The 14,092-nt window shown below is 68.7% G+C and carries 6 protein-coding genes and 1 pseudogene; 4 read left to right on the top strand and 3 right to left on the bottom strand.

The window, feature by feature from the left end; translation table 11 throughout:
- Positions 1 to 84 precede the first annotated feature (84 nt).
- Positions 85 to 1,440, top strand: a complete 1,356-nt coding sequence (locus TSH20_RS23180; protein ID WP_282183583.1) for an ATP-binding protein — start codon at positions 85 to 87, stop codon at positions 1,438 to 1,440.
- A 235-nt stretch (positions 1,441 to 1,675) separates the two neighbouring features.
- On the top strand, positions 1,676 to 2,377 hold the full coding sequence (locus TSH20_RS23185; RefSeq protein WP_109156797.1) for a response regulator transcription factor: 702 nt from the start codon (positions 1,676 to 1,678) through the stop codon (positions 2,375 to 2,377).
- A gap of 6 nt (positions 2,378 to 2,383) precedes the next feature.
- Here TSH20_RS23185 and TSH20_RS23190 read toward each other — a convergent pair whose 3' ends face one another.
- Entirely contained in the window at positions 2,384 to 3,946 is a 1,563-nt protein-coding gene (locus TSH20_RS23190; RefSeq protein WP_109156796.1) for a hypothetical protein, read from the bottom strand.
- A 319-nt stretch (positions 3,947 to 4,265) separates the two neighbouring features.
- Between TSH20_RS23190 and TSH20_RS23195 the strand changes: the two genes are divergently transcribed.
- On the top strand, positions 4,266 to 4,466 hold the full coding sequence (locus TSH20_RS23195) for a hypothetical protein (RefSeq protein ID WP_109156795.1): 201 nt from the start codon (positions 4,266 to 4,268) through the stop codon (positions 4,464 to 4,466).
- Between the two features lie 226 nt (positions 4,467 to 4,692).
- On the opposite strand, the gene TSH20_RS23205 is transcribed toward TSH20_RS23195, so the two are convergent.
- Together TSH20_RS23205 and TSH20_RS23210 are read right to left on the bottom strand one after the other, a co-directional pair.
- Positions 4,693 to 6,027, bottom strand: coding sequence for an HlyD family type I secretion periplasmic adaptor subunit (locus TSH20_RS23205; protein ID WP_109156793.1), 1,335 nt, complete (start codon positions 6,025 to 6,027; stop codon positions 4,693 to 4,695).
- Between the two features lie 42 nt (positions 6,028 to 6,069).
- On the bottom strand, positions 6,070 to 10,125 hold the full coding sequence (locus TSH20_RS23210; RefSeq protein ID WP_247871469.1) for an ATP-binding cassette domain-containing protein: 4,056 nt from the start codon (positions 10,123 to 10,125) through the stop codon (positions 6,070 to 6,072).
- A gap of 339 nt (positions 10,126 to 10,464) precedes the next feature.
- Between TSH20_RS23210 and TSH20_RS23215 the strand changes: the two are divergent.
- Positions 10,465 to 14,092: pseudogene (locus TSH20_RS23215) on the top strand (calcium-binding protein); the annotation flags it as partial.

Genomic DNA, 14,092 nt, shown 5'->3' on the forward strand with positions numbered 1-14,092 from the left:
CTACTGCAGCGTCAATCATGCTCCTGCCGCGACCCCAGACCGTCTCATCCTGATTGTCGCGCTCTCCATCCTGATTGTCGCGCCATACGCCTCACCGGCTATCGGGCGGATGAGGTGATCGGCCGATCGCCCCGCATGCTGCAATGCGCGCGCACCGACAAGGCGGCGTCCGCCGCCATCAAACGCGACCTGCAGAACGGCGAGGTTACCCGCGGTACCCTGGTCAACCGGCGCAAGGACGGCAGCGACTATCTGTGCTCACTGGTCATTGCGCCGCTGATCAGCCCCAGCGGCGAGCCGGAGCATTTCATCTGCGTGGCGGAAGACCTGAAGGAAAAACGCTCGGCATCTGAGGTCCAGCACCTGTCCGCCGAACTGGAGCAGGCGCAGACGCAGATCGAGGATCTGGAGCAGCGCCACAGCGGCGCGAACGAGATGGTCGCGCGCCAGCGCAACCATCTGCGGATGGTCACTGGACGATACCGGGATACGATGTCTCAATTGGATGCGGTGCAGGAAAGGCTCTCGCTGCGGGAAAACGCTCAGGACCACCTGAACCGGGAGTTCGACCGCTCCGACAGCGATCTGAACGCCTCGCTGGAAGAGCTGCGCGCCATGGATGAGAAGCTGCGCCTCTCGCTGGAGCGCATCGAGGAAGCCAACCTGCAACTCGCCCGCTCCAACGAGGAACTGCAGCGTCTGCGGGCCGCCGATGCCGACAAGCTCCAGCTTCTCGCCACGGCCAGCCATGACCTGCGCCAGCCGGTGATGTCCATGGGGCTGTTCCTGGATGTGCTGCGCCATCGGCTGGGTGATGCCGAGCGGCCGATCCTGGGTGGGATTCTGGCTGCGCATCTGTCGATCCGCACCCTGCTGGAGGGCATGCTCGACACCGCGCGTCTCGAAGCTGGGGCACTGGATCCGGACATCGGACCGGTGCCGATGTGCGACATGCTGGACGTCATCAAAGGCGAGTTCACCATCCAGGTGGAAATGCGCGGCATCCGATTCCGCGTCGTCTCCAGCACTGCGGTGGTGTACAGCGATGCGCAGCTTCTGGAGCGCATCCTGCGCAATCTTCTCGCCAACGCGCTGAAATACACCGCGTCCGGGTCGATCCTGCTGGGCTGCCGCCGCTGCCACGACTTGGAGGGCCGCCCCTGCTTGCGCATCGAGGTGTGGGACACCGGTCCCGGCATCGACGAGAAGTGCCAGAGCATCATCTTCGAGGAGTTCCGGCAGTTGGACAACCGCGACCGCGATCAGAGGCGCGGTGTCGGCCTCGGCCTCGCCATCGTGGCGCGGCTGGCCCGTCAGCTCGGGCACGGGATTGCGCTGCGGTCGTCGCCGGGACGGGGGTCCGTCTTCTCGGTCCTGGTCCCGCTTGGCCTGAAGACCGACGGCGGCCGCTACAAGACCGGGGGGAAACGCCGGGGATGAGGCGCCGCCAAGTGCACAGGCGCGGAATTGCGGCCTTGCCACTTCCGGTTTGCTGGCTGCTCATCCCCATGCACCGGAAAGACCGCCGGATGGGAAGGTTCTTCCGGGTTGCCGCTTGGAACTAAGGTTGCAGTCGCCCCCCGGAGATCCGGCGGGTAACGGCACTTTCGACCTATGAAAGGGAACAAACGTGGATCATCATGTGCAGCACGCCCAAGACTCCTCGGAGCGGGACATGGTATCCGACCGCCGGACGCCGTCCGACGATCCGCTCAAGTTCCTGGTTGTCGACGATCACGCGCTGGTTCGTTATGGCCTGTCGCTGGCCTTGCGGCAGCGCTACGAGCATGCAGCGGTCGTTGAGGCGGGTTCGCTGGCCGAGGCCGTGCGCAAGGTACGCTCCGAACCGGACCTCACCGCGATCCTCTACGACCTGCAGATGAGCGACAGCGACGAGCACAGCGGCCTGACCGACATGCTGGAGGCGGCTGGCGACGTACCGCTGATCGTCGTCTCAGGGGTGAGCGACGGCGACGTCATCGCGTCCTGCATCCGTGCCGGCGCCCGTGGCTTCGTCCACAAGGGCTGCGAGGGCGGGGTGCTCGATCAGGCGCTGCCCATCGTGCTGGCGGGCGGAATCTTCGCACCGGCACCACCGACGCCGCCCGATGGCAGGCCGGTCCGCATCGCGCTGGCTTCCGCCGCCGCTCCGGTGCGCAACGAAAGCGACGCGGTCAACGGCCTGACCGAGCGCCAGCGCGAGGTACTGCGGCTCCTGCTGGAAGGCCAGTCGAACAAGGAGATTGCCCGCGCGCTCGGCGTGCTGGAGGGCACCATCAAGGTGCATCTGCGCACGGTGATGCAGCGGCTGGGCGTGCGCAACCGCACGCAGCTGGCGCTGGCCACCGTGAAGGCCGGGATCACGCTGTCGTCCTGAGCGGTCCTATTGCGGCGTCGGGCCGATGCCGCGCTGCTGGGCGGCATCCAGCAGGCTGACCAGTTCGCCCGACACCCACCAGCGGCAGCGGCGGCGTTCCTCGGTCGCGACGGTGACGACGCGCTCGATCAGCCTGCTTTCGGCGGTGTTCAGTTCGCGGCCGTCGCGCAGCGCCCGCTCGGCGATGGCCAGCAGCGTCTTGTCGATGGCCGTCACCTCGATGGGATAGCCGGTCTCTTCGGCCAGCTCGCACAGCTCGGCCATGGCGGACAGCGCATCCTCCCGGCCATAGGCGCCGATCTGTCGGAACAAGCCGGCCAGATGCTCGCCGATCGCCGTCAGCCAGGGGTTGGTCGAGGCGGCGATGCCGCGGCGGCGAAGCCGGTGGTTGAAGCCGTTGATGAAGCGCACCGGGTCGATCAGCGGCCGGGCCGAGCTGCTGGCGTTCAGCGTCAGCAGGCGGTGGCTCAGCACCGGCACCACCTCTCCCTCGACCAGCCCGGTCACCCGGCCGACGGCGGCGGACACCGCTGCCCAGTTGCGCCCGCCGCGCTCGACGCCGAAGCCCTGCAGCGCATCGTACCAGCGGAAGGCGCGCTCCTGCAGCCGGTCCACCGTCTCGCCGGCGGTCAGTTGCGGCGGAGCGGGGCGGCCGAGATGCAGGTCCTCCAGCTTCTGGCGCAGGCATTGCCAAGCGAACTGCACATGCCCGACCGCCGCCTCGACCAGAGCCGGGTTGGGCGACAGGCCATGGAGGGCCAGCGCCTGATCGGGATCGCGCGATCCGTTCAGCAGGGCCAGGGCGTACTGCATCGCGCCCTCCGCACCGCCACCCGTGGCGGCGCCGCGCTCCGCCATCTCCGACACCATGTGCAGGATGCCGATGGTGTCGCGCGGACGGACGGCGCCCTTCCACAGCGGGGCATGCTCCAGCATGGCGTCCAGCATCGCCAGATCGCCGAACGACAGCGGCGCCACCCCGGTCAGCCCGCGCTTGCGCAGCAGGGTGATCCGCTCGGCGTTGGCGGTCGCCAGCAGCGGTCCGGCCGCGCCGCGCCGGCGCAGGACCTCCAGCGAACGGACGCGAAGCTCCTCCGCCCATTCCGCGGCGGCGGGGGAGGCGAGGACGGCGTCGAGCGGATGTTCGCTGGCACGGTCGGCGATGTCGGCCTGGACCCGCCCGGCGAGGTCACGCAGATGCGGCAGCAGGGCGAACCACCAGGCGCTGGCGTCGACCACATGCATGCAGCCGGGCGGCCGGCTTTCCGCCAGCATCAGCGCATCGGTGCGCAGCATCACCGGGTCGAACCAGCCGGTCCAGATGCGCCGGGCATGTTCCGTGCGCGGGCCGTTCAGCATGGCGACGATCAGGCGGCCGACCTCCACCGTCATCTGGTCGTCTTCCAGATGGCCTGCCTGCACCAGTTCGAACAGCTTGGACTTCTGCGCCCGGTCCAGCGGGGCCAGGATCGCCTTGACCTTGTCGAGGCTGACGGCTGCCGGATCCGGTTCCACCGCATGAAGCGGCACGGTCTGAAGGGAGGCGCTGCGGTTGGGGCGGCCGGCCATGGCGTTCACGGGCGCTGCTGAGTCGCGGCAATTTTAGGTACTGGCACCAATGATTGCTACTGGTATGTCGTGACATATTCTGTCGAGCTGTGTCGGGGCTGTACCACGCTCGCGGTTTGCCGCTTTTCGCCACCGGCCAGCGACACATGAAACGAGATGTATCAAATGCAGCCTAAATTTATTTCATTTAAACGCTAAATCGCATCTTCACACCCGCCGGTCGCAGACCCATTATTCGCAAAGGCCCCGCGTCCAGCATCAAGGCGCCCCGATGATTCCCCAGAAGCTCGCCGATACGAACCCCAGGTTGTTCCCCGTCATGACAAAAGTCGACACCCGGAAGGCCGAACAGGTGGTTGACGATTTCGTCGCCCGCCTGGACGTGGCGGGCCTGCCCGATGGCGAGCGCGCCGAGGTCTACGAGGCGGCGCTGAAGCGTCTGATGGGCCACCTGATCGAGCACGAAGGCTGGCTGGCCGAGGAATTCACCGCCGCCGCCCGCTCGCTCGGCGCCTACTGACCGCTCGCGCTTTCCATCGGCCGCCCGTCCTACCCAGGACCGGCGGCCTTTTTTGCGTTTGTGTGGGTGACTCTCCCTCTCCCGCCCCGGGAGAGGGAAGGGGCCCATGCGGAGCATGGGAAGGGTGAGGGGTGATCCAAGGATCGAAATCCATGTTTGCGCAACCCCTCACCCTCCCGCCTTCGGCGGGTCCCTCCCTCTCCCGGGGCGGGAGAGGGCATTATCCTCACCGTTCGTTGAAGCTGTCGGACAGGGCGAAGTAGATCGGTTTCAGCAGATATTCCAGCAGCGACCGCTCGCCGGTGGGCATCTCCACCTGGGTGGTCATGCCGGGCAGAACCGGATGCTGGACGTCGTCGCGGCCGACATGGTTGCGGCTGAGCGCCACGACCGCCTTGTAGTAGGGGCGTTTCTGCTCGTCCAGGAAGGTGGAGGCGGAGATGCGCTGCAGCGTGCCGGTGATGGCGCCGTAGCGGGCGAAGTCGTAGGTCAGCACCTTCACCGTCGCCTCCTGCCCGACCTGGAGATGGCCGACGTCGCGCGGGGTGACATGCGCCTCCACCGTCATCTCGTGGTCGACCGGGACGATCTGCATCAGGACGCCGCCTTCCGGCACCACGGCGCCGATGGTGTTGATCCGCAGATCCTGCACCAGCCCGCGCACCGGCGACGGCACGGTCAGCCGCTCGGCGCGGTCGTCCAGCTTGGCGCGGGCCTCGCGCAGTTGGGCGATCTCGGCGGTGACGGTGCCCATCTCGGTCACGGCGTCCTGCGACAGCTTGGCCGACTGGTCGAGGATGCGGTTGCCGGCCTCGGTGATCGCCTGCCGGGTGGCGATGATCTGGCCCTCGATCCGCCGCTGCTCGCCCATCAGGCGCGACTGCTCGCGCTGGGTTTCCAGCGATTGCAGCTTCGACGACAGGCCCATTGATTCCAGCCTGTTGCGGATGTCGACCGATCCGGTGATGAAGGTGATCTGGTCCTTGATGTTGGCCAGTTGCCCTTCATACAGCGCCAGCTCGGCCTCGCGCTGCGACACCTGGGCCTGCAGCACGGCGATGGCGGTGTCGCGCGCCTTGCGCTGGGTGTCGTAGATCAGCCGCTGGTCGGCGACCTGCGCCTCCATCTGGGCCTTCGCCTGCGGCGTGTCGGGACCGGCGGCGCGGGTGAAGTCCGGCTCCCGCCCGGCGGCGAAGGCGCGCAGCCGCTCCGCCCGCAGCTCCAGCGTCAGCAGGCGGGCGTTCATCTGCTCGCGCTCGGCCTGGACCTGCTTGGGGTCGAAGACGATCAGCGGCTGGCCGGCCTCGACCAAATCGCCCTCCTTGACCAGGATGGCCGACACGATGCCGCCTTCCAGATGCTGGACGACCTGGGAGTTGCCGGACGGCACCACCTGTCCGGCGGTGACGACGGCCTCCTTGACCGGCATCAGCGTGGCCCAGGTCAGCAATGCTGCCAGCAGCAGGACCAGCACGAGGATGGTCGCGCGGACCAGCGACAGCGTCGCATCGTCGGCGCTGAGCGATTTGCCGGTGGGGCGGGCGAGGTCTGAAGCGGCCATCTGCGGTTCACACTGAATTCGAAGAGAAAGGAGCGAAACGGGTCAGCGTTGCGGCGTGGCGGCGACGCCGGGCGGGCGTTGCAGCCCGATCCCGCCCAGCAGCGCCCCGGCGATGCCGTTGGCGACGCTGCTGCCACCACCCCCCGGACCAACCGGGCGGGGACCGGGCAGGCCGCCGGCCGGGTTGGCGGGGGCGATCATGCCGGCGTCCATGGTCAGCACGGTGTCGGCCAGCGTCAGGTGGCTCGGCCGGTGGGTGACCAGGAAGATGGTGCTGTGGCCGCGCAGCGCGGCCAGCGCCGCGTGCAGGGCCTTGTCGCCCTCGAAATCCAGCCGGCTGGCCGGCTCGTCCAGCAGCAGGATGCGCGGCCGGCGGATATAGGCGCGGGCCAGGCAGATCTTCTGCGTCAGGCTGGGTGACAGGCGCAGCGACTGGTTGTCGCCGATGCGGGTGTCCAGCCCGCGCGGCAGCGCCTCCACCTCGTCCAGCGCGCCGGCCAGCGACAGTGCCCAGCGCAGCTCGGCCTCGTCGGCGGTCTGGTCGGCGAAGCGCAGGTTCTGGGCGATGGTGCCGTAGAACAGCGAGCTGGCCTGCGGCACATAGCCGACCGACTTGCGCAGGTCGATCGGGTCCATCTGGCGGATGTCGACGCCGTCGATCCGCACATTGCCGGCCTGCGGCGCATAGAGCCCCAGCATCACCTTCAGCAGCGACGACTTGCCGGCGCCGTCCGAACCGACGATGGCGACGATCTGCCCCGGCTTGACGGTGAAGGTCACGCCGACCAGCGCCGGGTCGGCATCGTTGCGATAGCGCAGCGACACGCGGGAGAAGGAGACCTCGCCCTTCAGCTTGCGCGGCTGCAGGGTGGCGCAACGCGACTCGCGCTCCGGCCGGATGCTCATCAGGCCGTTGATCTGGCGGGCATTGGCGCGCAGCTGCTCGATTCGCGGCAGCATGGAGACGGCGGTCTGCAGCGGCACCATCACCCGCCACAGCAGCATCATCGACGCCATCAGCGCACCCGGCGTCATGGTGCCGGCGAAGACCTGCAGGGCGCCGACGCCGACGGTGGCCAGTCCCGCGACCGGCACCACCAGCCCGGCCAGCGCCGCATGGGTCGCCGACAGGTTGGCGGCGGTGTGGCCCGACCGCGCGGTGCGGGCCGACAGCCGGTCATAGCGGTCGCGCCAATGGGCCAGCCCGCCGATGGCGCGCAGCGCCGGCATCTTGGCGACCATCTCGACGAAGAATTCCTGCCGCTCGGTGTCGGCACGCGCGGTGGTGCCGGTGCGGGCGCGCACCAGCGGGTGGACGGCGGCCCCGATGGCGGCGGTCACCAGCACGGCGCCCAGCGGCACCAGCGCCAACGGCCCGCCCAGCATGGCCATCACCCCCAGATAGAACAGGGCGAAGGGCACGTCAAAAAGCGCCGCGACCTGTCCCTGGCTGATGAAGTCGCGGATCGATTCCAGGTCCTTCACCCGGGCGATCTGCGTGCCAATGGCGGCGCGCTCGCTCAACCCCACCGGCAGCATCAGGATGCGCTCGATGGTGGCGTTGCTGATGCTGCGGGCGATGCGCGACCCGGCATGGGCCAGCGCCCGGCCGCGGATCTGGCGAAGGGCGAAATCGCCGGCGATCACCAGGAACGCGCCGACGGCGATGGTCGCCAGCGTGTCGAAGGATCCGGTGCCGATGACCTTGTCGTAGATCGCCATGGTGAAGAGCGGCGCGGCGACGGACAGCAGGTTGATGACCGCGCTCAGCCCCAGCACCGCCCACAGCAGCGGCAGATAGGCATGGATGACCGTGCCGACCCAGTTCTGGTTGCCGGTGCCGGCCGCCGCCTCCAGCGGGGTGAAGACATAGGCAGTGCCCTTGCCGAAATTCAGCAACACCGTCTCGCGCGACCGGCCGCTGAAGGCGGTGACGCCGTCGGCGTCGGCGGACAGCAGGGTGTAGATGCCGCCGTCGCGGGCCTGGAACAGGCAGGGCAGCAGCGACGGCTCCGGCCGGCCGAGATCGAAGCGCAGGCTGCGCCCCTCGAAATGCAGGCGTTGGAAGACGTCGCACAGCTCCTCCACCGTCTGCACCTCGGAGAAGTGGGGCAGGGCCTCCGCCAGCGTCTGCGGCGCGCCGCGCCAGCCGAGCGCGTCCAGCAGCGGGACCATGCAGGCACCGACCGCCGACGCTTCGGCCAGCCGGCGGCGCAGGATGTCGCCGTCGTCATGGGCGGCGCGGATCGGCTCCGCGCCGGTCTTGGCCTCCGCCTCGGCCGCCGGGGCGGAGGCGGCGACCAGGGTCGGCTGCCCGCCGACGCTTCCGGCCTCCGGATTGCGGGTGACGGCATGGCCGTCGACGATCTGCACCACCCGGTCGGCCAGCGACAGCAGCGACGGACGGCTGGTGACCAGCAGGATGGTGACGCTGCCGCGCAGCTCGTCCAGCGCGCGGCGAAAGGCCTTGTCGGACTCGACGTCGAGGGAGGAGTTCGGCTCGTCCAGCAGCAGCACGGCGGGCTCGCGCACCAGCGCGCGGGCGAGGCAGATCAGCTGGCGGGCGCCGCGCGGCAGCGCCTCCTGCGAGGCGTCGCCGACGATGGTCTCATAGCCCTGCGGCAGGCTGGCGATGCGGCGGTCGAGGCCCAGGCGGCGGCAGACCTCCATCGCCAGATCGGCCCGGCCGGGGTCGAACAGGGTCAGGTTCTGCAGGATGGTGCCTTTGAACAGTTCCGGATGCTCGCCGACATAGACGACGCCGCCGATGCCGGTCATGGCGTCGGCCTCCGTCAGGGCGCGCACGCCGACCCGCACCTCGCCCGAACTTGGCCGCAGCACGCCCAGGATCAGGCGCAGCAGCGTGGTCTTGCCCGAACTGTTGGTCGCCACCACACCCAGGAACTCGCCCGGCCCGACGCTCAGCGACAGGCCGCTCAGGATCTCCGGCCCGCGGTCATAGGCGAAGCGGACCTTGTCCATCTCGATGGAGCCGGGGGCCAGCGGCGTGGTGACCGCGCCTTCGGACGTGCCGTCTGCTTGCGGCTGCGCTGCGGCACCGTCAACTCCGACTTCCAGCAGGACATGGCCGATGCGGCGCAGGGCCAGCGACACCGACTGGTAACGGACCCAGCGGTCGAACAATGCCTGCACCGGCTGCACGCAGCGTCCGGCCAGCATCGAGCAGGCCGTTAGCACACCGGTGGTCATCGTGCCGTCGATCACCGACACGCTGCCCAGGATCACCACCAGCATCATCGTCGCCTGCGCCAGCGTGGCGGCGACGACGGAGGCCGAACCGCTGAGCCGCGCGACGGCGAAATCCTCCTCGCTGCAGCCCTGTTGGAGGCGTTCGTGACGGCGCAGCAGCCCGGCCTCCGCCCCCAGCCCCTTCACCGTATGGACGCCGGCCAGCACCTCGCTGATGAAGTTCAGGCGCCGTTCCTCCAGCGTGTGGCGGCTTTCCAGCGCCCGGCGCATCCGCCGGCCCAGCACGGCGCCGACGATCAGGAACAGCGCCAGCACCGCCACCGGGATCACCGCCAGCCAGCTGGCCAGCAGGGCGATCAGTCCCAGGTAGAGAACGGCGAAGGGGATGTCGATGGCCGACTGCAACGCCTGGCCCGAATAGAACTCCCGCACCATCTTGATGGCGCGATAGACCTCGAAATGGGTGCCGATCCCTTGCTGGGAAAAGGCGTTCAGCGGCATGTGCATCAGCCGGTCGATCAGCGCCGCGCTCGACCGATGCTCGATCCGGGCGCCCATCCAGGTGGTCAGCGCCGAGCGCGCGACGCGCAGGATCGCCTCCATCACCGCCGCCGCCCCGCAGCCGATGCCGAGCAGAAGCATGGTGCCATAGGACTCGTTCGGCAGGATGCGGTCGTAGACGTGCAGCAGCGTGACCGGCAGCGCCAGCGCGAAGATGTTCAGCGCGAAGGACGCCAGCACCAGCATCGCCCGGTCGCGGCGCGGCCCCAGCATGCCCGACAGCAGGCGCCGGGCCGCCTTTTCGGCCGCCCGGTCGCTGCCGGAAGACGCATTTGCCGCTACGGTGCGCGGTGCGGAGCGGATGGTGGACGGGGCTGCGGACTGCAAGACGACCAACCTGTTCACGGAGTTAACCGGGCGCTAATCAACACCACAATTGCTAGTGATAGGTAAATCCGCGAATAGCAACAAAAGGCAACCGAGTGACAAAAGGTGTTACGCGCACCCCTTCAGAACCTGCGGAAAAGGGGAAGAAAACCAAGCGTTTCCAAGTGGTTTCGTGTCGTGGAGCGCAGCCGGCAGGATGGTTGCGATCGTCGGTTCAGCGTCCAAGCTGTTGAAACTCATCACAGGATGTTTCTTATCACAAGCAAGTCAGAGCGCTAGAACCTAGGGTCGTGACGAGTGGCGTGGTGCGACTTCGCATCCCTCTTATGGAGCGGTCCGATGGCTGAGGAAGCGGTTCAAGGCAATGTCCCGGCGGTCGACGATCGTCAGATCCTGGACGATCTGACCCTCCTGCAGCAGGTCGACGGCACCCGGCTGGGCGGCGTCATCCACGAGGCGAGCGCGGTCCAACTGCAGCGGCCCGACGACACGCTGGGCTACGTTCAGACCGACTACCGCGGCGCCGAGGATCTGATGGTCGGCGGCGCGGTGCAGACCGGCACCGTCGTCGGCGAATCGGTGGCGGTCGCCTCCGACCGGGCGGTGAACGCGCTGCTTCTGAACGGCGATGTCCTGCGCACCGAAGGCACCCGTGGCTCCGGCCCGGTCGGCCCCGAAGGATCGGGCCTGTCGGAGGGGGAGAGCCGCGAGGCCACCGGCAGCGCGGTGGAGCGGGCGGAGCTGCTGTCAAACGCGCGCACGACGACCACCTATACCGAACTCGCCGTCGCGCTGCCGGACATCCCCGTGCCCGAGACGCCCGATCAGGTCATCGACGACGGGACCGTCCCCAACGCCGCCCCCGTCACCGTCCTGGACGCCCCGACCGCTGCGCCCGACCTTACCGCCGCTGCCACCACCACGCCGGCGCCGGTGTCCGACACGCCCAGCCTGACGGTGGACGGCGTGTCGGGCGACGAGGACACGGCGATCGCCCTCAACATCGCCGCCGCCCTGACCGACACCGGCGGGACGGAGGTGCTGACCGTCACCCTGTCCGGCATTCCGGACGGGGCGGTGCTGCGCGACGGGTCCGGCGCGGTGCTGACGGTGGTGAACGGCAGCATCGTGCTGACCTCCTCGCAGATTCCCGGCCTGACGCTGACGCCGCCGCCCAACAGTGGCGACAGCTTCTCGCTGACCGTGACCGCCACCAGCACCGACGGCAGCGCCACCCCCAACAGTGTCACCGCCACGGTGCCGGTCACCGTCAATCCGGTCTCCGACACGCCGACGCTCAGCGTCGCGGCGGTGACGGGGGCGGAGGATACGGCGATCCCGCTGACGATCAGTCCGGCCCTGACCGACACCGACGGGTCGGAGACCCTGAGCGTCACCATCGGCGGCATCCCGGACGGGGCGGTGCTGACCAACGCGGCCGGCGAGGCGCTGACCATCTCCGGCGGTTCCATCACCCTGACGCCTGCCCAGCTTGCCGGCCTGGCGATCACGCCGCCGCTGAACAGCGACGCGGACTTCACCCTCACCGTCACCGCGACCAGCCGGGACGGCACCGCCGCTCCGGCCAGCACCAGCATGCCGCTGGTGGTCACGGTGACCCCGGTGACCGATACGCCGACGCTGACGGTCAGCGCCGCATCCGGCAATGAAGACACCGCCATTCCGCTGACCATCAGCCCGGCGCTGACCGACCTCGACGGGTCGGAAACGTTGAGCATCACCATCAGTGGCGTTCCGGGCGGCGCGACGCTCAGCACCGGCATCCACAATAGCGACGGAACCTGGACGCTGACGCCGGCCCAGCTCGCCGGGCTGACCATCACGCCGCCGCAGAACAGCGACGTGGACTTCACCCTGACCGTCACCGCCACGGCCAAGGACGGCACTGCCGACCCGGTATCGGTGACACAGACCCTTGCGGTGGCGGTCGCGCCGGTGTCGGACACGCCGACGCTCACCGTCCAGACGGCGGCAGGCGACGAGGACACGGCGATCGCCCTGACGATCAATCCGGCCCTGACGGACACGGATGGATCGGAAACCCTCAGCATCACCATCTCCGGGATTCCGGACGGAGCGGTTCTGACCAACGCGGCCGGCGAGGCGCTGACCATCTCCGGCGGCTCGATCACCCTGACGCCTGCCCAGTTGGCCGGTCTGGCGATCACGCCGCCGGAGAACAGCGACGAGGACTTCACCCTCACCGTCACGGCCACCAGTAAGGACGGCGATGCCGCCACGGCAAGCACCAGCGCGCCCTTGCTGGTCACCGTCAATCCGGTGTCGGACACGCCGACCCTGACCGTCACCGCCGCCCAGGGCAATGAAGACACCGCCATCCCGCTGGCCATCAGCCCGGCCCTGACCGACACCGACGGGTCGGAGGCGCTGACGATCTCCATCGCCGGCGTTCCGGCTGGGGCGATGCTCAGCGCCGGCACGCACAATGCCGACGGAACCTGGACGCTGACTCCGGCGCAGCTCGCCGGCCTGACCATCACGCCGCTGGCGAACAGCGACGCGGACTTCACCCTCACGGTCACCGCCATCGCCAACGACGGCGTCGCTGCCGAAGCGACCAAGAGCGAAACCCTGCGCGTCACCGTCGATCCGGTGACCGATACCCCGACGCTCAGCGTCACCGCCGCCACCGGCAATGAAGACACCGCCATCGCGCTGGCGATCAACCCGGCCCTGACCGATCTGGATGGCTCGGAGACGCTGAGCATCACCATCAGCGGCATCCCCGCCGGTGCGACCCTCGGCAATACGGCGGGCGACGTGCTGACCGTCACCGGTGGCTCGATCACGCTGACCAAGGATCAGCTTGCCGGCCTGACCGTCACGCCGCCGTCGAACAGCGACGTCGACTTCACCCTGACCGTCACCGCCACGGCCAAGGACGGCACTGCCGATGCGGTCTCGGTGACCCGGACGCTGCCGGTGACCGTCAATCCGGTGTCGGACACCCCGACACTGAGCATCACCGCCGCTCGGGGCAACGAAGACACCGCCATCGCCCTGACGATCAACCCGGCGCTGACCGATCTGGACGGCTCGGAAGCCCTGAGCATCACCATCGCCGGCGTTCCGGCCGGTGCGACGCTCAGCGCCGGCAGTTCCGTGACCCAACCGGACGGCACCACCACCTGGACTCTGACCCCGGCCCAACTGGCCGGTCTGACCATCACGCCGCCGTCGAACAGCGATGTCGATTTCGACCTGACGGTCACCGCCATCGCCAAGGACGGCGCCGCCGTCGAAGCGACAAAGAGCGAAACCCTGCGCGTCACCGTCGACCCGGTAACCGACACGCCGACGCTGAGCGTCACCGCTGCGCGTGGCAACGAAGACACCGCCATCGCCCTGACGATCAGCCCCGCCCTAACCGACACCGACGGTTCGGAATCTCTGAGCATTGTCATTGCCGGCGTTCCTACCGGGGCGACGCTCAGCGCAGGCACGCACAACGCCGACGGGACCTGGACACTGACGCCGGCGCAGCTTGCCGGTCTGACCGTCACGCCGCCGTCGAACAGCGACGTGGACTTCACCCTGACCGTCACCGCCACGGCCAAGGACGGCAGCGCCGATGCGGTGTCGGTGTCCCGGACGCTGCCGGTGACCGTCAATCCGGTGTCGGACACCCCGACCCTGACCGTCACCGCCGCCCAAGGCAACGAAGACACCGCCATCGCCCTGACGATCAGCCCCGCCCTGACCGACACCGACGGTTCGGAAACGCTGAGCATCGTCATCGCCGGCGTTCCCACCGGGGCAACGCTCAGCGCGGGCACACACAATGCCGACGGGACCTGGACTCTGACCCCGGCCCAACTGACCGGTCTGACCATCACCCCGCCGTCGAACAGCGATGTCGATTTCGACCTGACCGTCACCGCCATTGCCAAGGATGGCGTCGCTGCCGTGGCGACCAAGAGCGAGA

Origin of the sequence: Azospirillum sp. TSH20, assembly GCF_003115935.1 — a bacterium.
Lineage (GTDB): Bacteria > Pseudomonadota > Alphaproteobacteria > Azospirillales > Azospirillaceae > Azospirillum.